The sequence below is a fragment of the Streptomyces tardus genome (assembly GCF_018101125.2).
GTDB lineage: Bacteria > Actinomycetota > Actinomycetes > Streptomycetales > Streptomycetaceae > Streptomyces > Streptomyces tardus.
This window is the reverse complement of record NZ_JAELVF020000003.1, coordinates 96,408-121,073: the sequence shown is the minus strand read 5'-3', so window position 1 is coordinate 121,073 and position 24,666 is coordinate 96,408. Positions and strand designations below refer to the sequence as shown.

Below are 24,666 nucleotides of genomic sequence, written 5' to 3'. Positions count from 1 at the left end.
CGTGTGATCAGCCCGGCTCGGGGCCGGTGGCCACTGGCCGGCTCGGGTCGGCGGTCCACTGCGACCAGGAGCCCACGTACAGCCCGGCTTCCACTCCGGCCACCGCCAGGGCCCACACCTGGTGCGCGCCCGAGACCCCGGATCCGCAGTAGACGCCCACCTCGGCATCCGGGCCCGCACCCAACTCGGAGAAACGGGCGGAGAGTTTGCGCGCGGGAAGCAAGCGGCCGTCCTCGTCGACGTTGTCGCCGGTGGGAGCCGAGACCGCGCCGGGGATGTGCCCGCCGGCGGGGTCGATCGGTTCGACCTCGCCCCGGTACCGTTCGCCGGCCCGCGCGTCCAGCAGCACTCCGCGGCGGGAGAGCGCGGCTGCGTCGTCGGCGGAGAGCAGGACCGCGCCGCCCGGCTCCGGCCGGAAGTCGCCCGGCACAGGTGTGGGCTCGACCTCGCTCAACGGCCCTTCCCAGGCGGCGAGTCCGCCGTCGAGGACCCGTACGTCCCGGTGGCCCGCCCAGCGCAGCAGCCACCAGGCGCGGGCAGCCGCCCAGCCCCTGCCGCCGTCGTAGACGACCACAGGCCGGTCCCGGCCCACACCCGCCGCACGCATGGCGGCGCCGAACGCCTCCGGATCCGGCAGCGGGTGCCGGCCACCGTCGCCGGCCGGCCCTGCCAGCTCGGTGTCCAGGTCGATGTATACGGCCGAGGGCAGATGGCCCTTCTCGTACTCCGGTCGGCCGGGCGGCCCGCCCAACTCCCAGCGCACGTCGAGCAGTACGGGAGCGGGGGCGACGTCGGACGAGGCCTCGTGGTCGTCGGGCCCACCCAGCTCGCTGAGCAGTTCGGATGCGGAGATGATGGCAGTCATAGCCGCATTCTGGCGCAGTCGCCGGGACGGCAGTGCCGGTTCGCAAGCGCCGGTTCGCGAGCGGCCGGTCGCGGGCGGCGACTCGGGCGGCCGGTGCCGAGGCGCACGAGGCGCGGCGCCGGCCGCCGGGCGAACCGGCTTGCGCGACATTCGGGCCCCGTGGAATGCCGGGGAAGGGGGACAGAACTCGCGGAGAGTGCGAGCATCGACACGCAGCGCGTACGACCACCCCGCACCTCCCACCTCACGACCCTCCGAGGAGACAACAGCGATGACGGAGGCACCGGTTCAGCCCTCCCCCGGCACACCCTGCTGGGTCAGTCTGATGGCCCGCGACCTGGGCGCCAGCAAGACCTTCTACGGCGAGCTGCTCGGCTGGGAGTTCCGCCCGGGCCCACAGCGGCTCGGGCCGTACGTACGGGCACGGCTCGGTGAGCTGGATGTGGCGGGGCTCGGCGAGATCTCCCCCGACCGCAGGCTGCCGGTGACCTGGCTGCCGTACTTCGCCACCGACGACGCCGACGTCACCTGCGCGCTGATCAGGGAGTGCGGAGGCACGGTCGGTGTCGGCCCGATGGACTCCGAGTGGGGCGGGCGGGTCGCGATCGCCGCCGATCCGGTCGGCGCCGCGTTCGGGATCTGGCAGACCGACGGCCGGCCCGGGGTCTCCCCCGACGGCACGCCCGGCACCTTCGTCTGGAACGAGCTGCTGGTGCGCGAGTGCGTACAGGTCACGACGTTCTACTCGGCCGTCTTCGGCTACCGGATCGAACCGCTCGGCACTCCGGAGCGCGAGTTGCGCACCCTGCTGCTCAACGGCCGTCCGGTGGGCAGTGTCCGCGGGACCGACCTGCCCGAGGACGGCGGCGCGAGTTGGGTGACGTACTTCGCGGTGCCCGATGTGGAAGCCGCGTTGCGGCTGCTGCGCAAGCTCGGCGGGACGGTCGTGCGGGAAGTGCGCGACTCCGCCTACGGTCGGTTCGCCAGGGTGAAGGACCCGGAGGGCGGACCGTTCTCGCTGATCGAGATGCGTGACCCCAACGACGCCGTGGAACGTCCGCTGCGCGAAGTGTGACCGTCGTGGACGGGTCACGGCCCGCGCCGACCCGGCCCTGTGGGTCGCCGGCCGTCCCCGGCGGCCGTCGTTCGGAGCCGGTCGGCCGGGCAGTACGGAGCCGGTCGGGGCGGCCCGGGAGCGCCGGCGTCAGGGCTGCGGGGCGGGACTGGCGGGCTGCTGCGCCGGTACGGCGGTGCGGGCCGAGGCGCTCGTCATACGGCGACGGTGGTGACGTCGGCAGAGCACCTCGTACCCCACCTCGGTCGCCGGCCGGCCCACGTCCCCGACGACGACCTGCGCGCCCTCGACGACCATCTCGCCGTCGACGGTGCGCGCGTTGTGGGTCGCCCGGGCGCCGCACCAGCAGAGCGCCTCGACCTGGAGCACCTCGACCCGGTCGGCGAGCTCTATCAGTCGGCACGAACCGGGGAAGAGCCTGGTGCGGAAGTCGGTGGTGATGCCGAAGGCGAAAACGTCCAGGCCCAACTCGTCGACCACCTCGGCCAGTTGGTCGATCTGCCGGGCGCTGAGGAACTGAGCCTCGTCGACGATCACGTAGTCGCACCGCTGCCCGGCTGCCAGCTGCGCCGCCAGATGCCGGTGGAAGTCGAAGGAGTCGTCCACCTCGACCGCCTCGGTCACCAGGCCGAGGCGGGAGGAGAGCCGCCCCTCCCCCGCCCGGTCGTCGCGGCTGAAGATCATCCCCTGCAGACCGCGTGCGGAGCGGTTGTGCTGAATCTGGAGCGCGAGAGTGGACTTGCCGCAGTCCATGGTGCCGCTGAAGAAGGCCAGCTCGGGCATGCGAAGGTAAGTCCCCTTGGATGAAGGTCGGTTGTGGTGGCCACCGGTCGCCCCACAGGTTACTGGCGGCCTCCGGGAGCGGCGCGGGCAGCCCGGAGACGCCCGCACGTCCCGGGCGGACGGGCCCCGCCCGCGGGCCCGGCGACGAACGAGCAGGCGACGCCCGCCGGAGCGGATCCGGCGGTGGCGCTCAGGTGCGTACTTCCAGCAGGGGTACGAGCTGCTCCGCGGCGGTGACCGAGCCGTGCATACCGACCAGCGCCGACTCCTTGGGCTCCGTGCGGGTGGCGACGATGGCCGCACGGCCGCTCATGGCGACCACCACATCGCCGATCCGCTCGCGCACCCTGTCGTCGACGCCCGCCCCCGGCGGGCCGAACCAGCCGAGCTCGATGGCCTCCTCGCGCCGGGCCACCCAGGCGTCCGGGCCCAGGACCTCGCGCCAGACGGTGTGCACATCGGCAGCGGCGCCCGGCACCGCGTACACGTGCCGGGCCCGGCCCTCGCCGCCCAACAGCCGTACGCCGGCGCTCAGCTCCCAGTCCTCGTCGAAGTCGAAGCGGTGCCGCTGGTCGTCGGGCACATCCACCATGCCGTGGTCGGCGGTGATGTAGAGCGCCGAGCGCGGCGGGAGCTGCTCGGCCAGGCGCTGCGCCAGGCCGTCCACGTAACGGAGCTGTTCGCGCCAGTCCCGCGAGTCGACGCCGTACCGGTGGCCGTTGCCGTCCAGGTCGGCGTAGTAGGTGTACACCAGCGAACGATCGGCGGCGGCGAGGCGCTCGGCAGCGAGGTCCATGCGCTCCTCGCCGGTGAGCCGGCCGAGGAAGGTCCCGCCGGACAGCGCGATCTTGGTGAGCGGTGTGTGCTCGAAGTGCGGCGCGGAGACCTGGCTGGTCTCCACGCCGGCGTCCTGCGCCCGTTGGAAGACGGTCGGGTGGGGCTGCCAGGCGTACGGGTCTGTCCAGGGCTGCCAGCGCAGCTGGTTCATCAGCCGTCCGGTGCCCGGGTCGAGCGCCGAGTACCCCGGGAGCCCGTGCGCGCCGGGGGCCAGCCCGGTGCCGACCGAGGCGAGCGAGGTGGCGGTGGTGGAGGGGAAGCCCGAAGTGAGCGGCGCACCACTGGAGTTGAGCGAGGTGGCGAGCAGCGAGGTCAGGAACGGCGCCTCCCGCGGGTGGTCGCGCAGGATCTCCCAGCCCATGCCGTCCACCAGGAAGACGCAGACGCGGTCGGCCGGCTCCAGCGTCAACCCGGTCTCGAAACCGGTGAGTTGCTGCCCGGTGGCGATCGCGGGCAGCAGATCGGCGAGCGAGCCGGCGCCGTAGGCGGGCAGCGGGGCGGTGCGCGGATCGAGCGGCAGGTCGGACGCGGGGTCGGTGGTCTGCGGCGAGATCATCGACGGGACGCCGAGGCGGGTACGGCGGCCTCGACCGCGGTGGTCGACTCCGCGAGCGCCTGCGCGAAGTCCAGCGCCTGCTGGACGGTGTGCGGTCCGTCGCCGGCCTCGCTCACCCGCAGCGCCAGATCGTCGGCGGTACTGGAGCCCGAATAGCCGTGGTCCGCCTCGCAGTTGGGGTCGCCGCAGGCGGCGGGCTCCAGCTCGATACGGCTGACCGCGCCCCAGCCGATCGTCAGCACGACCTCGCGGGGCAGGGTGCCCGGTGTGTACGACTCGGGGTTGGCGACGACACGGCTGAGCACCACGGAGGAGATGCGCGACAGCTTGACCGATTCGGTCGAGGTCGTGGCGTACGGAACGGCCGAACTGCCGTCCGCGGGCTGCTCATCGGTGTGGCTGACGATGAACCGGGTCGCGGTGAGCACCAGCACGGTCACATGGCGACGGACCTCGTTGGCGTCGAAGGTCGTCTCCTGGTGCACCACGTACGAGACGACCGGCTCCGAGCCGACCGCGGTCTCCACGGCCTCGGCCACCAGGGCCGGGTAGTAGCCGCTGCGTTCGATCGCCGCCCGCAGTCCCTGCGTCGTCGTTCCGGTCTTCGCCATACGGCCATCCTAAGGCCCAGAAAGGACCCCGCAGACGGCCCGTGACCGGAGGAGCCGGTGCGGGTGCGGCGCACGGCACGTGGTGAGCACGGCGCATCCGCGCCCCGCGGGTCGCGCAACGAGGCGTCGAGGCACTCCTGCGGCGCTCCAACGGGGCGGGCAACGGCGGCCTCACGGGGTACGTGCGGCGCCGGGTGGCCGCCGGTCGGGGTCGCGTACGGCACTGGTCGGAGCAGGTTCGGCGCCGGTCGGGGTACGTACGGCGCCGGTCGGGCGTACGGACCGGTCAGACGGGGCGTACGGCGCCGGGCGGCGGGGCCCGGGCGGTCAGTGGGTGGCGAGGCGGCGGGGGCCGAGGTCCGTGGTGGCGGGAGGGAGCGCGAGTCGCACGGCGGCGCCGAGGACGGTCAGGCCCTCCGAGGCGACCACGGTGGGCTCCAGGTCGAGCGCGACGATCTCGGGATGGGCGTCGAGCAGCACCGAGACCCGCAGCAGCAGCTCCTCCAGCGCCGGGACGTCCGCGGGGCGGGAACCGCGCCAGCCGTAGAGCATCGGTGCCGACCGGAGATCGCCGACGAGCCTGCCCGCCTCCCGGTCGGTCACCGGGACCAGCCGGTAGGAGAGGTCGCCCAGCAGCTCCGAGGGGGTGCCGGCGAGGCCGAAGGAGAGCACGGTGCCGATCGAGGGGTCGAAGGAGGCGTGCACGACGGTGTCGACGCCGCGCGGCGCCATCGCCTGCACCACCGGCCGCAGTTCGTCCGCCGAGCCGAGGGTGGTGGTCAGCTCCTCCCAGGCGCGGCGCAGCTCCCGCTCCCCGGCCAGCGAGAGCCGTACGCCGCCGAGATCGGCGCGGTGGCGCAGATGCGGCGCGGTGGTCTTGAGGGCGACGGGATAGCCGAGTTCGCGCGCCGCCTCGACGGCGCTGTCCGCGTCCGGCGCGGGCCGGGTGGGCTGGACCGCGATGCCGTAGTGGCCCAGCAACTCGGCGGTGCGGGCCGGGTCCAGGGGGACGCTGCGGCCTCCGGCGGCGGGGTCCGCGGGAGCGTCCCGGTCCGCCGCGGCGCCCTCCAGGGCGGCGGTGACGAGGCGGGCGGCGGCGGCCTCGTCCACGTCGTACTCCGGTACGCGGCCCGGCTGTTGGGCGTCGGACCGCCACTGGGCGAGCCTGGTCGCCTCGGCCAGTGCGCGCACCGCGCGTTCGGGGGCGGGGTAGGTGGGGATCCGGCGGGAGCTCAGCTCCTCGTCCAGCCCCTCGATGGCCAGCTGGGCGACGGCGATCGGCTTGTCCGCCGTGCGCGAGGCGTCGAGCAGCGCGTCGGCCAGCTCCGCCGCCGCCCGCCCGGCGACCCACGGGATCGCGGTCACGACGACGGCGTCCGTCTCCGGGTCCGCCAGTGCTGCGGCGAGCGCCGCGCGATAGTCCTCCGGGGTGGCGGCGACGGTGAGGTTGACCGGCGGGGAGGGCCGCAGCCCCCGGGCGAGGCAGGCGTCGTAGGTGAGCAGGCAGAGCGACTCCGCGTTGCCGAGCACCGCGACGCGCGGCCCGGCCGGCATCGGCTGGAAGGCCAGTTGGACCCCGGTGTCCACCAGCTCGGTGACGGTGTCCACCAGCAGTACCCCGGCCTGCCGAAGCAGCGCCGAGACGGTGGCGTCGGGCGTACGGCTGGCGGGAACGGCGTGGCCGGGCGGCGGCGCGCTGGCACTGTGCCTGGCGCCCTTGACGACCACTACGGGCTTGCTCAGCGCTGTGCGCCGCACCAACCTGGTGAACTTGCGCGGGTTGCCGATCGACTCCAGGTACATCAGCACCACGTCGGTGTCGGGATCGTCGTCCCAGTACTGGAGCACGTCGTTGCCGGAGACGTCGGCGCGGTTGCCGGCGGAGACGAACGAGGAGAGCCCGGCGCCCTGGCGGTGCAGGGTGCTGAGCAGCGCGACGCCGATCGCGCCGGACTGGGTGAACAGTCCGATGCGCCCGCGACCCGGCGTCTCCGCGGAGAGCGTCGCGTTCAGCCGTGCGTCCGGCGAGGTGTTGATCAGCCCGAAGGCGTTCGGCCCGATCACCCGCATCCCGTACGAACGCGCCTTGCGCACCAGCTCGCGCTGGTCCTCGCGGTCGATGCGGTCGGCGAAAACGATCACGCCCTGCACCCCGCGCTCGCCGCATTCGGTCAGCACCGGGTCGACCTGGTCGGCGGGGACCGCGAGAACGGCCAGATCCACCGGCTCCTCGATCTCGCCCACCGAGCGGTGGGCGGGTACGCCCCCGAGCCGGTCGGTACCGGCGGGCAGCAGCCGGTTGACGGCGTGGACACGGCCGGTGAAGCCCGCAGCGGCCAGTGAGTCGATCACCGTGCGGCCCGTACCGCCGGGGTTGCGCCCCGCGCCGATCACCGCGATGGAGCCCGGGGCGAGGAGCCGCCGCACCGAGCGGGCCTCGGCGCGCTGCTCCCGGGCGCGCTGGACCGCCAGCGACTTCTCGGTGGGTTCGAGGTCCAGATTGAGGTGGACGGACCCGTCCTCGAAGCTGCGCTGCTGGGAGTAGCCGAAGTCCGTGAAGACTTTGATCATCTTGTGGTTGGCCGGCAGCACCTCGGCCGTGAAACGGCGCACTCCCCGTTCCCTGGCGCAGGCGGCGATGTGTTCCAGCAGGTTGGAGGCGACGCCGCGGCCCTGATGGGCGTCCTGCACCAGGAAGGCGACCTCCGCACCGTCCGCGGGGGCGGAGGCGGGGCGGCCGGTGCCGTCGATGCGGTCGTAGCGCACGGTCCCGATGAACTCGCCACCGACGGTGACCGCGAGCCCGACCCGGTCCACGTAGTCGTGGTGGGTGAAGCGGCGCACGTCTCGGTCGGAGAGCCGAGGGTAGGGCGCGAAGAAGCGGTAGTACTTCGACTCGTCCGAGACCTGCTCGTAGAAGCTGACCAGGCGCCCGGCGTCGTCGGGGGTGATCGGCCGGATCAGCGCCGTGCCCCCGTCCCGCAGCACGATGTCCGCTTCCCAGTGGGTCGGGTAGGCACGCTCTGTAGACCGCTGCATCGCCCCAGGGTAAGGGCAGTTGACCACGTCCGGGCGGGCTCGGAGCACCCGGCCCGCGGTCGGCCGCCCGCCCCCGTGGCGACGGCTCGGCAGGGGCGCGAACGCCGGGGGCGAGCGTGGCGATACGGTCTGGAGAAGCTTGTGAGAGTCTCCGTCTGAAGGGCAGAACACCATGGCAGAGCGCCGCGTCACCATCGGTTGGACTGAGGGCCTGCACGCCCGCCCGGCCTCGATCTTCGTCCGCGCCGCGACGGCCTCCGGCGTCCCGGTGACCATCGCCAAGGGCGACGGCGCCCCGGTCAACGCGGCCTCGATGCTCGCGGTGCTGGGCCTGGGCGCGGAGGGCGGCGAGGAGGTCGTGCTCGCCTCGGACGCGGAGGACGCGGACGCGGCTCTGGACCGGCTGGCGAAGCTGGTCGCCGACGGCCTGGAGGAACTCCCCGAGACCGTCTGACCGCGCTGCGGCACCACGCGGCTCTGCGGTCGCCACAGCGACCGGGCCGCAGCTCCCGCCGCGCCCGCACCGCTCACGTTCTGCGCCGGCCCACTCCGTGCCGGCCGGCGCAGAACAGGCCGCGCCCCCGGAAGCCGTACGACCCCGGCGACCCCCGCGACTTCGTCAACGGCCGGGCCTTCGACATCTCGGCCGAATCGGGGCCGCAACCGAGGCTCCAAGGACTCACGACGCATCTGCTGCCCCTCGTGGGTGCCGGCTCCGGCACCTACGAGCGTCACGGATACGAACAGGCGCTGCGGACGCAGATCGAGCACGGCGTCGTCGACTGCGTCGGCAGCCGCCGCGGTGCCACCGCGTTCGTCCACGAGTCCGAGCAGCGCTCCGCACGGATACGGAAGCGAGCGTCGCACGCGCCGTACACGCGGTGAGCAGGGCCGTACGGACGGGGACGACGTCCTCGCGGACGGGGACGACGGCTTCCGCAGTGTGACGCTCCCGGTCGGGGAAGGCGGGCGGCGGGGGTGCGACAGCACGAAGGACCCCGGGGTGAACCGGGGTCCTTCGTCGCGTCCGCGGTCTGCCACGAGCCGCCGCAGGTGGCGACCGCGTCCGCTGTGGTCGCGGGTTCTCCGCGGCCCGACGCGCGGCCGACACTCAGCAGACAGCCGGTCGCGCGGCGGGTACGGCCTCAGCCGTGGGGGCGGGGTCAGCCGAGGCCGACACCCTTGTCGCGGAGGTAGTTGATCGGGTTGACGTCGGAGCCGTAGGCCGGCGTGGTCCTGGCCTCGAAGTGCAGGTGCGGCCCGGTGGAGTTGCCGGTGGAGCCGACCCGGCCGATGGACTCGCCGGAGGTCACCTTCTCGCCGATGTTGACGTCCATCTTGGAGAGGTGGCCGTACTGGGTGAACCGGCCGTCGTTGTGCTCGACGACGATGTTGTTGCCGTAGGAGCCGCCCCAGCCCGCCTCGACGACGGTGCCGGGCCCGGCGGTCTTCACCGGGGTGCCCTCGGCGGCGGCGAAGTCGATGCCGCTGTGAGTGCCGGAGGACCAGCGGGCGCCACCGGAGTTGTACTGGGTGGTGACGTCGCCGCCCTTGATGGGGCTCGCGAACGCGTTGAGCTTGGCGCGCGAGGACCGGTCGGACCGCTTCTCGCCACCGCGCTCCGCGGCGTCCTTCTCGGCCTTCTCGGACTTGTCGCTCTTCTCGGACCCGCCGGAGACCTTCTCGCCGGCCTCGACGTCATCCTGGTCACCGGAGTCCTCGGAGTCCTCCGCCAGCGGGCCGACGGCCTTGGTCTGGGTCAGACCGGTCTGGTGCTCCGCGGTGGCCGTCAGTGCGGCGGTGGCGGGAGCGGCGAGCGGACCGGTGATGGCTGCCACGAGCGCGACGGCTCCGGCGGCACCCATGCGGTTGCGCTGCTTGCGGGACAGGTTGATCTTGCCGGTGGCACGGTTGAACGCCATGGAGGCGAACTCCTTTCCTTCCTTCTCGCCTACCGGGTTAGCTGACGGGTTCGGAGCAGGAAGGTCTCCTACGGGCGGCTGTCCCAGTTCGGACACAGCCCGATTCACCCCAAGGACTTGAATGGGTCCCCGGCTCCCTCGAAGGGACTCGGCGATGCTGCACGGTCGGTCGCGGTCGCGATCACTTCGGACGAGCAGCGACCACCGAAGCTAAAACGGACATCCGGCGCAGAGCAACCAGATCAGGCACTTTGAGGCACAGCACACATCAACCCAACGAAAAATGCGGCCAAATCGGACATAGTAGGTCCCCCGGTCGTGGCCTGAGCCACAACCGGGGGACCGGACAAGCGACTTCGCCGGAGCTGCTCGAGCGGCTCGCAGCGTCGGGGCGGTCAGCCGGTGACGACGGTCACCTCGCCGATGCCCAACGCCCGCACCTCCTCGCCGATCTTCTCGGCATCGCCCACGAGCACCGTGACCAGGCGGTCCACCGGGAAGGCGTTCACCACCGCGGCGGTCGCCTCGACGGTGCCGGTCTCGACCAGCCGGGCGTAGAGATTGCCCTGGAAGTCGTCCGGCAGCTCCTGCTCGACCTGGTCGGCAAGGGTCCCCGCGACCGCGGCAGCGGTCTCGAAGCGCAGCGGCGCCACTCCGACGAGGTTCTGCACCGCGAAGTCGCGCTCCTCCTCGGTCAGCCCTTCCGCGGCCAGCGTCCGCAGCACCTGCCAGAGGTCGGTCAGCGCCGCGCCCGTCACCTCCGTCGCCACCGAACCGGCGATACCGAGCAGCGCCGCGCCGCTGCCGTCCTGGGCGGAGCGCAGCACGTGGCTGTAGGCACGGACGCCGTAGGTGTAGCCCTTCTCCTCGCGCAGCACCCGGTCCAGGCGCGAAGTGAGCGTGCCTCCGAGGCAGTAGATGCCGAGCACCTGCGCACCCCACACGGCATCGTGGCGGTCCGCTCCGATGCGCCCGAGCAGCAACTGCGTCTGCACAGCGCCCGGTCGGTCCACGATCACCACCCGGCCGCTGTCGTCGGCGGTGATCGGGGTGAGGGCGTACGACTCGGCGGCGGTGCCCTGCCAGCCGCCGAGTGCCTCGGCGATCAGCGCCTCGGGATCCAGACCGGTGAAGTCGCCGACCGCGACGACCGTGGCCGTCGAGGGACGTACGTGCGCGTCGTAGAAGGCGCGCACCGCACCGGCGTCGATCCGGGCGACGGTCTCCTCGGTGCCCTGTCGGGGACGGGAGATCCGGGCGCCCGCGGGGTAGAGGGCGTCGGAGAGGGCGATGGCCGCACGCCGGGCCGGGTTGGCCAACTCGTGGGGAATCTCGTCCAGTCGGTTGGCCACGGTCCGCTCGACCTCGGCCTCGGTGAAGGCCGGGGTGCGCAGTGCGTCGGCGAGCAGCTCCAGCGCCTGCGGCAGCCTGGACACCGGCACCTCCAGGGAGACCCGCACACCCGCGTGGTCCGCGCCGGCGTCCAGCGTGGCGCCGCAGCGCTCCAGCTCGGCGGCGAACTGCTCGGCGTCGTGCTTGGCGGTGCCCTCGGACAGCGCGCGCGCCATGATGGTCGCCACGCCGTCCAGGCCCGCGGGCTCGGCCTCCAGCGGCGCGGTCAACTGCACCTCGACGGCGATCACCTGCTGGCCGGGACGGTGGCAGTGCAGCAGGGTCAGGCCGTTGGACAGCGTGGCGCGCTCCGGCTGGGGGAAAGCCCACGGCCGGGGCCGGCCCGCCTGCGGCTGGGGGTGGAAGTCCATTGCGGGGGCCACGCCCCGGTCGGTCGTCTCGCTCACTGCTCGGCACCTTCCTGCGCTGCCGCGTCAGCGTCGTCCGCCGACGGCTCGGTCGGTTCGTACACCAGCACCGCCCGGTTGTCGGGCCGCAGCCGGGCGGCGGCGACCGCGCGCACCTCCTCGGAGCCGATGTCCAGGACGCGGCTCACCGCGGTGAGCGCGAGCTGGGGGTCGCCGAAGAGCACGGCGTAGCGGCACAGCTCGTCCGCCCGGCCGGCGACAGTGGCCAGCCGGTCCAGCCACTCCCGCTCCAGCTGGGCCTGGGCGCGCTCCAACTCCTCAGCGGTGGGGCCGTGTTCGGCGAAGGCCGCCAGCTCCTCGTCGACCGCGAGCTCGATGTCGGCGATCTGCGCATCGCCCGAGGTCTTCACATCCAGCCATGCCAGGGAGGGCGCGCCGGCCAGGCGCAGCAGCCCGAAGCCGGCTGTCACCGCGAGCCGGTCGCGACGCACCAGGCGGTTGTAGAGACGGGAGGACTCGCCACCGCCGAGGATGGTCAGCGCCACATCCGCGGCGTCCAACTCCCGGGTGCCGTCGTGCGGCAGGCGGTACGCGGCGGTCAGCGCGGGCGAGGGCACCTCCTCGCGCAGCGGCTGCCGCAGCTCCTCGCCGATCACGTCCGGCAGGCTGCCGTCCCGGGGCGCCTGCTTGCCGTCGTGCGAGGGGATCGAGCCGAAGTACTTCTCGATCCAGGCCAGGGTCTGCTCGGGGTCGATGTCGCCCACGACCGAGAGCACCGCGTTGTTCGGCGCGTAGTAGGTGCGGAAGAAGGTGCGCGCGTCCTCCAGGGAGGCGGCGTCCAGGTCGGCCATCGAGCCGATCGGAGTGTGGTGGTACGGGTGGCCGTCCGGGAAGACCATCGCCGTCAGCTTCTCGAAGGCGGTGCCGTAGGGGACGTTGTCGTAGCGCTGGCGGCGCTCGTTCTTCACCACGTCGCGCTGGTTCTCCAGGGACTCCTCGTCCAGGGAGACCAGCAGTGAGCCCATCCGGTCCGCCTCCAGCCAGAGCGCCAGCTCCAGCTGGTGGGCGGGCATGGTCTCGAAGTAGTTGGTGCGCTCGAAGCTGGTGGTGCCGTTGAGCGAGCCGCCCGCACCCTGGACCAGCTCGAAGTGGCCGTTGCCCGGGACCTGCGCGGAGCCCTGGAACATCAGGTGCTCGAAAAGGTGGGCGAGACCCGTACGGCCCTTGACCTCGTGCCGCGAGCCGACGTCGTACCAGAGGCAGACCGCCGCAACCGGCGTCTGGTGGTCTTCGGAGAGCACCACGCGCAGGCCGTTGGACAGCCGGTGCTCGGTCGCTGTCAGCCCTCCTGTGGTCGGAGGAGGTGTGGCCGTGTGACCCATGGGCGGGGCCGTCCCTTCGGTTGTCGGTCATGGAAAAATCGGTGGTCCTGCCGCGAGGGCTGTCATGCGGAGCTTCGCCGGCCGGCGGTGCCCGGCACGCGACATCGCTCCCCGGTCCAGCAAGATCCAAACGGCGGACCGCAGCTGCTGTCACTGTATGCAACCGTGCGGTGGGCGCGCTAAGTTCCCGTCGGGCGGGCATCGGACCCTGCTCGACCCGGAGTTGTCGCACGTTGTCCAGCGGTGCTCGTGCGGCTGTCGTACGGCTGTCGTGCGGCTGTCGTGCGGCTGTCGCCAACCGCCTTGTGGGCCGCGCCGCTTGGGCCGGGCGCCGAAGTGTCAGCGACTGGGTTCACAATGGTCGGCGACCCGCCGGGTCGCCCGGCCCCGCCCGCCGCCTGCCACCACCGCAGGGGCGAGGCCCCGCACCGTCACGGATTCCGAAGGAGCCGCAGCCACAATGGCCCGCCGAGTTACGAAGTCCCCGCCGCCGGAGCCGTTCGAGGAGCGCATCCTCGACATAGACGTCGTGGACGAGATGCAGGGGTCCTTCCTCGAGTACGCGTACTCGGTCATCTACAGCCGTGCGCTGCCCGACGCACGGGACGGCCTCAAGCCCGTGCAGCGCCGCATCCTCTACCAGATGCACGAGATGGGCCTGCGTCCCGAGCGCGCCCATGTGAAGTGTGCGCGAGTCGTCGGCGAGGTGATGGGCAAGCTGCACCCGCACGGCGACAGCGCGATCTACGACGCGCTGGTGCGGATGGCGCAGCCGTTCTCGATGCGCCTGCCGCTGGTCGACGGCCACGGCAACTTCGGCTCGCTGGGCAACGACGACCCGCCCGCGGCGATGCGGTACACCGAGTGCCGCACCGCCCCCGCGGCCGGCCTGATGGTCGACTCGATCGAAGAGGACACCGTCGACTTCGCGCCGAACTACGACGGCAGCGAGCAGGAGCCGGTCGCACTTCCCGCCGCCTACCCGAACCTCCTGGTGAACGGCTCGTCCGGGATCGCGGTCGGCATGGCGACCAACATGGCGCCGCACAATCTCGGCGAAGTGATCGCCGCGGCACGGCATTTGATCAAGCACCCGGGCGCCGACCTGGAAACCCTGATGCGCTTCGTGCCGGGCCCGGACCTGCCGACCGGTGGCCGGATCACCAACATCGCCGGCATCAGGGACGCGTACGCCAAGGGCCGGGGCACCTTCAAGATCCGCGCCACCGTGGCGGTCGAGCAGGTCACCGCCCGCCGCAAGGGCCTGGTCGTCACCGAGCTGCCGTTCGCGGTCGGCCCGGAGAAGGTCATCTCCAAGATCAAGGATCTGGTCAACGCCAAGAAGCTGCAGGGCATTTCGGACGTCAAGGACCTGACCGACCGGGAGCACGGCCTGCGCCTGGTCATCGAGGTCAAGAACGGATTTCACCCGGAAGCGGTACTGGAGCAGCTCTTCAAGTTGACGCCGATGGAGGAGACCTTCGGCATCAACAACGTCGCCCTGGTGGACGGCCAGCCGCTGACGCTCGGGCTCAAGGAGCTTCTCGAGGTCTACGTCGACCATCGCTTCAACGTCGTACGGCGGCGCAGCTCCTTCCGCCGCCAGAAGCGCCTGGACCGACTGCACCTGGTCGAGGGCCTGCTGGTGGCGCTGATCGACATCGACGAGGTCATCGCCCTCATCCGCGCCAGCGACAACGCCGCGGCGGCCAAGTCGGCGCTGATCGAGCGCTTCGAGCTCTCCGACACCCAGACCCAGTACATCCTCGACACTCCGCTGCGCAGGCTCACCCGCTTCGACCGGGTCGAGCTGGAGAGCGAGGGCGAACGGCTCCGCTCGGAGATCGAGGAGCTCACCCGCATCCTGGACTCCGACGCCGAGCTGCGGAAGCTGGTCAGCTCCGAGCTGGCCGCGGTCGCCAAGAAGTACGCCACCCCGCGCCGGACCGTACTGCTCGACGGCGAGACGCAGACGCCGGTCGCCGCCGTCCCGTTGGAGGTCGCCGACGACCCGTGTCGCGTGCTGCTGTCCTCCACCGGCCTGCTGGCGCGCACCGCCGGCGGCGACTCCACCCTGGACACCTCGGGCCGCAGAGCAAAGCACGACGTCATCGTCTCCGCCGTACCGGCCACCGCCCGCAGCGAGATCGGAGCCGTGACCTCGGCGGGACGGCTGCTGCGGCTGTCGGTCATCGACCTGCCGCAGCTGCCCGAGCCCGCTCCCGGGACGCTTGCCGGCGGCGCCGAGATCTCCGAGTTCCTGTCGCTCGCCGACGGCGAGGCGCTGCTGTGCCTGACGACGCTGGACGAGTCCTCGCCCGGCATCGCGCTGGGCACCGAGCACGGCGTGGTCAAGCGCGTCGTGCCCGACTACCCGTCCCACAAGGAGGAGTTGGAGGTCATCACCCTCAGGGACGGCGATCGGATCGTCGGCGCGATGGAGCTGCGCACCGGCGAGGAGGATCTGGTCTTCATCACCAACGAGGCGCAGCTGCTGCGCTTCCCCGCCGGCCAGGTCCGCCCCCAGGGCCGCCCCGCGGGCGGAGTGGCGGGCATCAAGCTCGGCGACGGCGCGCGGGTGATCGCGTTCAGCGCCGTCGATCCGGCTGCCGACGCCGCGGTGTTCACCGCCGCGGGTTCGCCGGACACTCTCGACGGTGCCGCTGTCTCGGCCAAGCTCACCCCGTTCGACCAGTACCCGCGCAAGGGCCGTGCCACCGGGGGCGTGCGCTGCCAGCGGTTGCTCAAGGGCGAGGAAGGCCTGCTGTTCGCCTGGGCCGGGCCCGCCCCGGCACGCGCCGCCACCGCCGCGGGCAAGCCCGCGGAGCTGCCCGAGCCCGACCCTCGCCGGGACGGCTCCGGCGTGCCACTCGCCGTACCCGTCGCGGTGCTGGCCGGACCGGTGTAGCCCGGCCCGGCACCGTTGCCGGGCCGGGCCGTCGCGTCGCGGCCCGGCCCGTCGCGGCGCGGCCTTCAACGGGCCCGTACGGCCGGGGCGTACGGCATCTCCGTCGGATGCCGTACGCCCCGGCCGGCGGCGAAGGCGCGGGCCGGCGAGCCGCGCCTCAGTCGGCCGCGTGCAGCCCGGCCTCGTGCAGCTCTGTCTCGTCCAGCTCTGTCTCGTCCAGCGCGTCCTCGGCGCCCGGGCTGTCGGCGGAACGGGCCTGCGCGGAGGGCTCGTCGACGTAGCGCAGTACGCACCACATGCCGCTGGGCCCGCTCTCCTGCGGGCCGGGCCCGCGGCACTCGAGCAGCTCGGCCCGCAGCGTCGCGACGTCCAGACCCGCGCCGATCAGCACCAGCGCCGTGCTCGGGCGCTCACCGCGTCCCCACGGGGCGGGGGTGAACTGCAGATACCCCCCGACGGAGTGCACCGTCCAGCGCCGGTCGGCACCGTCCGCCCCGAAGTGGACCTGCCCCTTCATCCGGTAGAGCCCGACCGGCCGGGAATCCATCAGCGCCATGAACCTGCGCGGGCTCAGCGGCTCCTCGGTCTCAAAGTCGAGACTCTCGTAAGCGGTGTGGGTGTGCTGGAGTTCGCCCGTCTGCTCCAGGAGCAGGTCCTCGAACGTCAACTGCCGGCCGCCGCCCGGCTCTTCACCGACCGGTCTCCGGTCGAAGAACAACTCCGGGTCGATACGGCCGTGTTCGGCCCCCACCACCGGCGTGGCCGGGCTGACCCGTGCCAGCTCGGCGCGGAGCGCCTCCCGACGGCCGGCGTCCACCCGGTCGGTCTTGTTCAGCACGATCAGGTCGGCGGCCCGCAGATGCCGGTCCAACTCCGGATGGCGCTCCCTGACACCCTCGAACTCGGCCGCGTCCACGACCTCGACCAGACCTCCGTACACGATCCGCTCGTGTGTGCTGGCGAGCACCATCCGGATCAGCGTCTCCGGTTCGGCGAGCCCGCTGGCCTCGACGACGATCAGATCGATGCCCGCGGACGGTTCGGCGAGCCTGGCCAGCACCTCGTCCAGGTCCTCGGTGTCCACCGCACAGCACAGGCAGCCGTCACCGAGCGAGACCATCGAGTCGACCTGGCCGGCGAGCGCCAGGGCGTCGACCTCGATCCCGCCGAAGTCGTTGACCACCGCCCCGATCCGCAGCCCCGCCCGATTGTGCAGCAGATGGTTGAGCAGGGTCGTCTTGCCCGAGCCGAGAAAGCCGGCGATCACCATGACCGGGATACGGCTGCTGCTCAAGGGAGTTCCTCCAGGGTGGTCGGGCGGCCGGCGAAGCGTGACCAAGGTTAGGCTCAGCATCGTGAGCACGTGCACCACCGCCTCCCTCGAACTGGCCGAACCGCTGACCGCCACCGCGGCCACCGCCCGGACCTGGCTCCTGCTGGAACAACCGGGCCCCTGGGGCACGAACGCCCTGACGCACAGTCATCTCGACCCCGCGCTCGCCACCGCCCTGTCCGCAGCGCTGGAAGGCACCGAGACCCGGCTCGCCCTCATCCGCCGACCGGGCCGGCACCCCGACCCGCAGGCGCCCCGGCGGGTGTACGTCGCCCACACCGAGCCCGGCCGGTCCTGGGTGCGCACCACGACCCTGACCGACCCCGCCGAGCTGCTCGACCTCGATCTCGCCGCACTCGGCGAGGGCGAGCACCGCGGTCTGTGGCAGCCCCACGACGGACCGCTGGTCTGTGTCTGCACCAACGGAAAACGCGACCGCTGCTGCGCCCTGCTCGGCCGGCCGCTCGCCGCGGAGCTCACCGCCTCGGGGATCGAGACCTGGGAGATCACTCATATCGGTGGTCATCGCTTCTCCCCCACCCTGCTGGTGCTCCCGTACGGCTACGCCTACGGCCGCACGGACGCCCCAGCGGTCAAGGAGGTGACGGAGGCGCTGCGGGAAGGGCGGCTGGTCACCGACCGTTGTCGCGGACGTTCCGCCTGGGACCGTCCGGGCCAGGCCGCCGAGCTCGCGGTGCGAGAGCTGACAGGTGAGGACGGCGTGGACGCCCTGCGCGTCACCGGCCCACGGCGGCGCCCAGGATGCCGATGCGTGGGCGGTCGAGGTCACCCACACCGACGGGCGCCGCTGGCGGGTGAACATCGTGGCCGCCGCTGACGCTCCACCGCTGGCCGCGAGCTGCGGGGCGGCCCTCAGCAGGCAGCCCCGGATGGAAGCGGTGGCGGTCGCCCAACTCCCCTGACCGGAGCGGCCGTCCGGAGCGGGCGTGAGCACGTGGCTGCGGGTTGCGGGGGCGGATTGCCGGTGGCAGGAGGCGGGAGGCAGCGCTTGCGAGGCACGGCGGACAGCGCCCGAGGGCCGGTCCGACCCCGCGGCAGGCACGGAGGGCCTCACTGGCGGCCCGCCGATAAACCGTTGGCCGCCCTCACCCCTGCGATGCTTCAATCGGCCGGCCGACCCCCGAACTGTGAGGAGAGACCAGCGTGCAGCCGCTGAGCGAGACCGAGATCAGGCAGTCGTTCGTCAACTGTTCCAAGGGCGAGGCGAAGCGGTTGAACCTTCCCCGGGACTTCGCCGGGACCGCCTGGTCCGAGCTGGAGTTCCTGGGCTGGCGCGACCAGGGGACGCCCGATCGCGGCTATCTGGTGGCTCTGATCGCGGGCACCGCCGTCGGCCTCACCCTGCGGGTCCCTCCCGGGAGCAGGCGGAGCCTGCTCAGAACGTCCATGTGCTCGCTCTGCACCACCCGCCACCCCTCCTCCGGAGTGACCCTCTTCGCAGCGCGCAAAGAGGGCGCGGCCGGCCGCCGGGGCAACACCGTGGGCACCTACATCTGCGCCGACCTCGCCTGCTCGCTCTACATCCGGGGCAGACGGACGCCCGATGTGCTGCCCGTCAAGGAGACGTTGAGCCTGGAGGACCGGATCGCACGGGTCGAGGAGAACCTGGCGGAGCTGGTGGACGCCGTCCGGAACCAGGGCCTGTCCTTCGACTCCGCTACGCGGCCCCCGCGCCCGTCAGCGACCTGACCTCGGTCTCCGCGTGCCGGTGCACATCCGCACCGGCCCGGTCGGTGACCGTGCCCAGCCAGCCGGCGAGGAAGCCCAGCGGAATCGAGACGATTCCCGGGTTCTGCAACGGGAAGAGGGCGAAGTCCACTCCGGGGAAGATCGCCGCGGAATCGCCCGAGACCACCGGCGAGAGGACGACCAGGGCCACTGCCGGCAGCAGCCCCCCGTAGACTGACCACAGCGCGCCCCTGGTGGTGAAGCGCCGCCAGAAGAGCGTGTACAGCAGCACCGGCAGGTTCGCCGAGGCGGCGACGGCGAAGGCGAGGCCCACCAGGAACGCCACGTTCAGGTTCTGGGCCAGCAGCCCCAGCCCGATCGCCACCGCGCCGATCCCGACCGCCGAGATCCGGGCCACCGCCACCTCACGGCCGCTCCCGCGTGCGTCCTCTCCACTGCCCTCGAAACCGCCGCCGTCCGCACCCCTGCGCCGCCGTCGGCTGAACGAGGCGTAGAGGTCGTGCGCGACGGCGGCGGAGGAGGCGAGGGTGATCCCCGCGACCACCGCCAGGATTGTGGCGAACGCGACCGCCGCCACCACGGCGAAGAGCGCGGCGCCGCCCGTGGTGCCCGCACCGCCGCCCAGATGCTGCGCGAGCAGCGGTACGGCGGTGTTCCCGGCCGGATTGTCCGCGCGCACCGTCTCACTGCCGAGCAGGGCGGCAGCTCCGAAGCCGAGGACGATCGTCATCAGATAGAAGCTGCCGATGAGGCCGATGGCCCAGACCACCGATCGGCGTGCCGCGCGAGCGGTGGGCACCGTGTAGAACCGGGCGAGGATGTGCGGAAGCCCCGCCGTGCCCAGCACCAGCGCGATGCCCAGGCTGATGAAGTCCAGCCGGGAGGCCGCGCTTTCGCCGAAGAGCAGGCCCGGCCCCAGGAAGTCCTCGGCGTGGCCGCTGCCCTCCGCGGCCCCGGACAGCAGGGCGGCGGGATCTCCGTCGAATCGAAGCAGAACCAGCACGGTCAGGGCGAGCGCTCCGGCCATCAGCAGGCATGCCTTCACGATCTGAATCCACGTGGTGGCGCGCATCCCGCCGCAGGACACGTAGACCACCATCAGCGCGCCGACGCCGACCACCGTCCAGGTCCGCACCTCACCGCTCGACCCGCCGAGCAGCAGCGCCACCAGTGTCCCGGCGCCCACCATCTGCGCGACCAGGTAGAGCACCGACACCACGACGGAGGAAGCGCCCGTCGCCACCCGTACCGGACGCTCGCGCAGCCGGGTCACCAGTACGTCGGCCAGGGTGAACCGCCCGCAGTTGCGCACGAGTTCGGCCGCGAGCAGCAGCACCAGGAGCCAGGCCACCAGGAAGCCGACCGAGTACACCATCCCGTCGTAGCCGTGCAGCGCGATGAGCCCGGCCACGCCGAGGAAGGACGCCGCCGACATGTAGTCGCCCGCGATGGCGAACCCGTTCTCGGCCGGCGAGAAGAGCCGGCCACCCGCGTAGAACTCCTCCGGGGTGCCCTGTCTGCGCCGACCCGCCCAGGTGGTGATCACCAGGGTGACCGCGACGACGACGCTGAACAGCACCACGACCAGCGTCCGCTCACCGCCGGTCATCGCCCGACCTGCCTCGTCCGCAGCTGGGTCTCCCAGCGCAGCTCGAACGCAGCCCGGTCCCGCCGGCGGCCCGCGTTGTGCACATACGCCCAGGTCAGCAAGCCAGTGCTGAGGAACTGCGCGAGCCCGGCGAGTATTCCGATATTCAACGGCCCCTCCCCCACGGGGGTGGCCATCAGCGTGGGGAACGCGGTCGCGGTGACGATGTAGAGCAGGTACCAGCCGAGGAATCCGGCCGTGGCGGGGAAGACGAACCGGCGGTGGCTGCGGCGCACCCACTGGAACTCCGCACTCTGCTGCACGGCCAGATACACCGCGGCTCGCTCGCTGGAGGCGGCGTCCCGGCCGGGCTCGGAGTACGTCGTCACACCCGCAGGACCGTTCCTGCACGAGGGCGGCGCGTACGGTTCGCCCTCGGCGCCGGGATCGGCGGCCTCCGCGGCCCGTCCGGAGGCCAACTCGTCGTACCAGGGGTCCGCCACCCGCAGCGGCGCCGCGGTACGGATACCGGCGTCGCCCGTGGCCTCGTGCTCTGTCACCGCAACTGTCACCCGAACTCTCGTCGCTGCCCGGACCGTTGGCCCGTAGGGGCCGGTGGCCCTTGCTGGGCCGGTGGCCCTTGCAGGGCCGGCTGGCCGAGACCAGAATGGCGAGCGGCGAAGAGCGCGGGGCACGGTAATCCCGGACCTTCACCCCTTCAGGTGACGTGTACTGGACGGGGCCGCCTTCGCGGGGTCGGATACGGTCCGCCGTGCGGCCGTCCTGCGAGACGCGTCAGCCGACCCGGCGGAAGAACTCGACGAGTGCGGCGGTGAGTTCGGCGGGGGCGTCCTCCTGGACCAGGTGCCCCGCCCCCGCGAGGGGCTCGAACTCCGCCCCCGGGATCCGCGCCGCGAGCTCCCTGCCCTTCGCGACCGGGATCCAGGTGTCCTCCTCGCCCCAGCAGACCAGGACAGGCAGATCGATCTCCCCGTACCGGTTCTGGACCTCGTCGGTGTAGCGCTGGTCCGCCTGCGCGATCTGGCGGTAGAAGGCCGGCTGCCCGGCCTCGCCCGACCAGGGCTCCACCAGCCGGTCCAGGACTGCCGGATGCAGCCCCGGTCCGCTCGCGGAGGCGACGTACTCACGCACCAGAGCCCGGTGCAGCGCGGGCGGCAGCTGCTCGAAGACCTCGGAGTGCTCCCCCACCAGCCGGAAGAACGGCGATCCCCAGGGCGCCAGCGCCACGGGGTCCACCAGCGCGAGCGCCCGGTAGCGGGCTCCGTGCAGCAGATGTGCGCGCAGAGCGACCGCACCGCCGAAGTCGTGCGCCGCCACCAGCGGCGGCTGCCGGAGGTCCCAGTGCGCCAGGAGCCCGGCGAAGACCCGGCCCTGAGCGGCCAGCGAAACGTCCTGCCCGGTGGACTGCTCGGAGGCCCCGTAACCAGGCATGTCCCAGAAGAACACCTGGTGGCGGCCGGCGAGGGCGCGAGCGACCGCTCGCCACACAAGGGAGGAGAACGGGGTGCCGTGCAGCAACACCACCGGGTCGCGCCCGGGTTCGCCGAGGCTTCCCCAACGGACCTCGCCCGAGTCGCTTCGGTAGGTGTGCGGCAACGGCCATTCGCCCATGGATCCACTTCCTCCTCGATGCCGACGCCCGCTCGCGCCGCACATGTTCCGCCCCGCCACCCGGCCTGTCGGCCCCCGAACCTCTCAGCCCGGACCTGGACGGCCCCGTGCCCGGACACGGCAGGGCGGCCGGCAGCGAACAGCGAGCGGGGTGGGTCCCCTCCCGCCGGCCTCCGCCGACCCGCACCGTGCTCGCGCCGTCGCGCCCCTAGATGTCGATGCGCGAGCGGTCCAGCGTCGCCGCCGATGTCGTGATGAACTCCTTGCGCGGCGCGACCTCGTTGCCCATCAGGAGGTCGAACGCCTTCTCCGCGGCATCCAGGTCGCTGATGTTGATACGCCGCAGGGTGCGGTGGCGCGGGTCCATCGTCGTCTCGGCGAGCTGGTCGGCGTCCATCTCACCGAGGCCCTTGTAGCGCTGGATGGAGTCCTTGAAGCGCACCCCCTTGCCCCGCAGCTCCAGGACCGTCTGGCGCAACTCGTTGTCCGAGTACGTGTAGATGTACTTGTCCTGGCCCTTCTTGACATTGGTCAGCTCGAGGCGGTGCAGCGGCGGCACCGCGGAGAAGACCCGGCCCTGCTCGACCATCGGCCGCATGTAGCGCTGGAAGAGCGTCAGCAGCAGACAGCGGATGTGCGCGCCGTCGACATCGGCGTCGGCCAGGAAGATCACCTTGCCGTAGCGCGCCTGGTCGATGTCGAAGGTGCGACCGGAACCTGCTCCTATGACCTGGATGATCGCGCTGCACTCGGCGTTCTTCAGCATGTCCGAGACGGAGGACTTCTGGACGTTGAGGATCTTGCCGCGGATCGGCAGCAGCGCCTGAAACTCGGAGTTCCGGGCCAGCTTCGCAGTGCCGAGGGCGGAGTCCCCCTCGACGATGAACAGCTCGCTGCGCTCCACGTCGTCGCTGCGGCAGTCGGCGAGCTTGGCCGGCAGCGCCGAGGACTCCAGCGCCGTCTTCCGCCGCTGGGCCTCCTTGTGCTGGCGCGCGGTGATCCGTGTGCGGGCCGCCGAGACGATCTTCTCCAGCACGGTGCGGGCCTGCTGCTTGTCGTCCCGCTTGGTGGAGGTCAGGAACGCCTTCAGCTCCTTGGCCAGCACCTGGCCCACGATGCGGGCGGCGGCCGAGGTCCCCAGCACCTCCTTGGTCTGGCCCTCGAACTGCGGCTCGGCAAGTCGTACCGTCACCACCGCGGTCATGCCCTCGAGGGCGTCGTCCTTCACGACGTCGTCCTCGGCAACGCGGAGGAGCTTCGCGGACCGGAGCACCTCGTTGACCGTCTTGGTCAGGGACCGCTCGAAACCGCTCACGTGGGTGCCGCCCTTGGGCGTCGCGATGATGTTGACGAACGACTTGACCGTCGAGTCGTACCCGGTGCCCCAGCGCAGCGCGATGTCGACGCCGAGCTCCCGGGTGACCTCGGAGGGGATCATGTGGCCGCGGTCGTCCAGGACCGGCACCGTCTCCTTGAAGCTGCCCTGGCCCTGCAGCCGCAGCACATCGCAGATCGGCCGGTCCTGCGCCAGGTACTCGCAGAACTCGCTGATGCCGCCGTCGTAGCGGAAGACCTCCTCGGCGGTGGACACACCTTCCAGGGTGCGCTGATCACGGACCGTTATGGTCAGCCCAGGGACGAGGAAGGCGGTCTGGCGCGCTCGCGCGTACAGGGTCTCCAGGGAGAGACCGGCCTCCTTCAGAAAGATCTGCCGGTCGGCCCAGTACCGGATCCTGGTGCCCGTACGGGCCTTCGGCACCTTCTTGCCCTTGATCAAGCCGCTGGAGGGGTCGAACGGAGCCTCGGCCCCGGACTCCGTGAACATCCCCGGAACGCCCCGGCGGAAGCTGATCGAATGCGTCCGGCTGTTCCGGTCGACCTCGACATCCAGGCGCGCGGACAGCGCGTTGACGACCGAGGCGCCAACGCCGTGCAGACCGCCGGACGCCGCGTACGACCCGCCGCCGAACTTTCCGCCCGCGTGCAGCTTGGTCATCACGACCTCGACCCCGGACAGGCCCGTCTTGGGCTCGACGTCGACCGGGATACCGCGGCCGTTGTCGCTGACCTCGACCGAGCCGTCTTCGTGCAGCACGACCTCGATGCGGTCGCAGTAGCCGCCCAGGGCCTCGTCGACGGAGTTGTCGATGATCTCCCAGAGGCAGTGCATCAGACCACGACTGTCCGTCGACCCGATGTACATGCCGGGACGCTTGCGGACCGCTTCGAGCCCTTCGAGAACCAACAGGTGACGCGCGGTGTAATTGGAGCTGTCCCGATCCGCTCCGGTGAGCAGTGCGGTGGACGACGTCTCGGCGGTCACGCGGTTCGCTCCTCGCTGAATTCACTGGGGTGGCTTATTGCCGCTCAGAGGGTACCGACCCTTGCCAATGCTGGTGAAACGCCACCCGTGGGTAAACCTATGCTAGCGGCGAATCGTCCAGGCGTTCGATAACTCGCAAGGGTGACGTGTACATCACGTTCCCTTCGGGGCATGAACCATTTAGGCTCCGGGCACGTCCTCACCAACGAGTGGTGCACCCACTCGGAGACGACAACTGGACAAGCGCAACGAAACCGACAAGCTTCTAGAACCAAGCAAACGGCCCTTTCGCCGCCAACCGGCAGCATCCAACCGTCCCGGAAGGCGACTTCAAGGAAAGTG

General features: G+C 71.8%; 18 protein-coding genes, 1 pseudogene and 1 riboswitch. Of the genes and pseudogenes, 6 read left to right on the top strand and 13 right to left on the bottom strand.

The genetic code is table 11. The features are described 5' to 3' along the window. Positions 1-7: 7 nt before the first annotated feature. Positions 8-865: a sulfurtransferase gene (locus tag JGS22_RS22565; protein ID WP_211038903.1), complete on the bottom strand. Its 858-nt coding sequence runs from the start codon at positions 863-865 to the stop codon at positions 8-10. Between the two features lie 271 nt (positions 866-1,136). On the opposite strand from JGS22_RS22565, the gene JGS22_RS22560 reads away from it, so the two are divergent. Next, entirely contained in the window at positions 1,137-1,940 is an 804-nt protein-coding gene (locus JGS22_RS22560) for a VOC family protein (RefSeq protein WP_211038904.1), read from the top strand. A 129-nt stretch (positions 1,941-2,069) separates the two neighbouring features. On the opposite strand, the gene JGS22_RS22555 is transcribed toward JGS22_RS22560, so the two are convergent. The 4 genes from JGS22_RS22555 to JGS22_RS22540 all read right to left on the bottom strand — a co-directional run bounded on the left by JGS22_RS22555 (position 2,070) and on the right by JGS22_RS22540 (position 7,766). After that, positions 2,070-2,723, bottom strand: a complete 654-nt coding sequence (locus tag JGS22_RS22555) for a thymidine kinase (RefSeq protein WP_211038905.1) — start codon at positions 2,721-2,723, stop codon at positions 2,070-2,072. Positions 2,724-2,913: 190 nt separating this feature from the next. Then, entirely contained in the window at positions 2,914-4,116 is a 1,203-nt protein-coding gene (locus JGS22_RS22550; protein WP_211038906.1) for an alkaline phosphatase family protein, read from the bottom strand. Further along, positions 4,113-4,727: a DUF5998 family protein gene (locus tag JGS22_RS22545; RefSeq protein WP_211038907.1), complete on the bottom strand. Its 615-nt coding sequence runs from the start codon at positions 4,725-4,727 to the stop codon at positions 4,113-4,115. Before JGS22_RS22545 ends, JGS22_RS22550 begins: the two co-directional genes overlap by 4 nt. A gap of 327 nt (positions 4,728-5,054) precedes the next feature. Beyond that, positions 5,055-7,766: a bifunctional acetate--CoA ligase family protein/GNAT family N-acetyltransferase gene (locus JGS22_RS22540; RefSeq protein ID WP_211038908.1), complete on the bottom strand. Its 2,712-nt coding sequence runs from the start codon at positions 7,764-7,766 to the stop codon at positions 5,055-5,057. Positions 7,767-7,938: 172 nt separating this feature from the next. Between JGS22_RS22540 and JGS22_RS22535 the strand changes: the two genes are divergently transcribed. Both JGS22_RS22535 and JGS22_RS22530 read left to right on the top strand, forming a co-directional pair. Continuing rightward, entirely contained in the window at positions 7,939-8,220 is a 282-nt protein-coding gene (locus JGS22_RS22535) for an HPr family phosphocarrier protein (protein WP_211038909.1), read from the top strand. 248 nt (positions 8,221-8,468) lie between these two features. Beyond that, the gene (locus JGS22_RS22530) at positions 8,469-8,651 is read left to right on the top strand and encodes a hypothetical protein (protein ID WP_211038910.1); all 183 of its coding nucleotides are present in this window, start codon (positions 8,469-8,471) and stop codon (positions 8,649-8,651) included. A 278-nt stretch (positions 8,652-8,929) separates the two neighbouring features. Here the strand turns inward: JGS22_RS22530 and JGS22_RS22525 are convergent, their stop codons facing one another. The 3 genes from JGS22_RS22525 to JGS22_RS22515 all read right to left on the bottom strand — a co-directional run bounded on the left by JGS22_RS22525 (position 8,930) and on the right by JGS22_RS22515 (position 12,830). After that, the gene (locus JGS22_RS22525) at positions 8,930-9,688 is read right to left on the bottom strand and encodes a M23 family metallopeptidase (RefSeq protein WP_211038911.1); all 759 of its coding nucleotides are present in this window, start codon (positions 9,686-9,688) and stop codon (positions 8,930-8,932) included. Between the two features lie 11 nt (positions 9,689-9,699). Then, a riboswitch (cyclic di-AMP (ydaO/yuaA leader) is annotated at positions 9,700-9,852 on the bottom strand. A gap of 231 nt (positions 9,853-10,083) precedes the next feature. Beyond that, positions 10,084-11,451, bottom strand: coding sequence for a M16 family metallopeptidase (locus tag JGS22_RS22520; protein ID WP_211038939.1), 1,368 nt, complete (start codon positions 11,449-11,451; stop codon positions 10,084-10,086). 32 nt (positions 11,452-11,483) lie between these two features. Continuing rightward, positions 11,484-12,830 (bottom strand): M16 family metallopeptidase, encoded by a 1,347-nt coding sequence (locus JGS22_RS22515; RefSeq protein WP_211038912.1) that lies wholly within the window; start codon positions 12,828-12,830, stop codon positions 11,484-11,486. 460 nt (positions 12,831-13,290) lie between these two features. On the opposite strand from JGS22_RS22515, the gene JGS22_RS22510 reads away from it, so the two are divergent. Continuing rightward, complete coding sequence (locus JGS22_RS22510; protein WP_211038913.1) at positions 13,291-15,738, top strand: DNA gyrase/topoisomerase IV subunit A; 2,448 nt, start codon at positions 13,291-13,293, stop codon at positions 15,736-15,738. Between the two features lie 157 nt (positions 15,739-15,895). On the opposite strand, the gene JGS22_RS22505 is transcribed toward JGS22_RS22510, so the two are convergent. Next, complete coding sequence (locus JGS22_RS22505) at positions 15,896-17,032, bottom strand: CobW family GTP-binding protein (RefSeq protein ID WP_236074286.1); 1,137 nt, start codon at positions 17,030-17,032, stop codon at positions 15,896-15,898. Positions 17,033-17,093: 61 nt separating this feature from the next. On the opposite strand from JGS22_RS22505, the pseudogene JGS22_RS22500 reads away from it, so the two are divergent. Then, positions 17,094-17,994: pseudogene (locus tag JGS22_RS22500) on the top strand (ferredoxin family protein). Positions 17,995-18,235: 241 nt separating this feature from the next. Then, on the top strand, positions 18,236-18,781 hold the full coding sequence (locus tag JGS22_RS22495; RefSeq protein WP_211038915.1) for an FBP domain-containing protein: 546 nt from the start codon (positions 18,236-18,238) through the stop codon (positions 18,779-18,781). On the opposite strand, the gene JGS22_RS22490 is transcribed toward JGS22_RS22495, so the two are convergent. The 4 genes from JGS22_RS22490 to JGS22_RS22475 form a co-directional block, all read right to left on the bottom strand. Further along, positions 18,750-20,390, bottom strand: a complete 1,641-nt coding sequence (locus JGS22_RS22490) for a monocarboxylic acid transporter (RefSeq protein WP_211038916.1) — start codon at positions 20,388-20,390, stop codon at positions 18,750-18,752. The genes JGS22_RS22495 and JGS22_RS22490 overlap by 32 nt on opposite strands. After that, complete coding sequence (locus JGS22_RS22485; protein ID WP_308405847.1) at positions 20,387-20,929, bottom strand: DUF485 domain-containing protein; 543 nt, start codon at positions 20,927-20,929, stop codon at positions 20,387-20,389. Before JGS22_RS22485 ends, JGS22_RS22490 begins: the two co-directional genes overlap by 4 nt. A gap of 235 nt (positions 20,930-21,164) precedes the next feature. Further along, a complete protein-coding gene (locus tag JGS22_RS22480; protein ID WP_211038917.1) occupies positions 21,165-22,001 on the bottom strand; it encodes an alpha/beta fold hydrolase in 837 nt (278 codons plus the stop codon). A gap of 208 nt (positions 22,002-22,209) precedes the next feature. Continuing rightward, positions 22,210-24,324 carry a DNA gyrase/topoisomerase IV subunit B gene (locus JGS22_RS22475; protein ID WP_211038918.1) on the bottom strand — a complete coding sequence of 705 codons (2,115 nt, stop codon included), beginning with the start codon at positions 24,322-24,324 and terminating at the stop codon, positions 22,210-22,212. Positions 24,325-24,666: the final 342 nt, after the last annotated feature.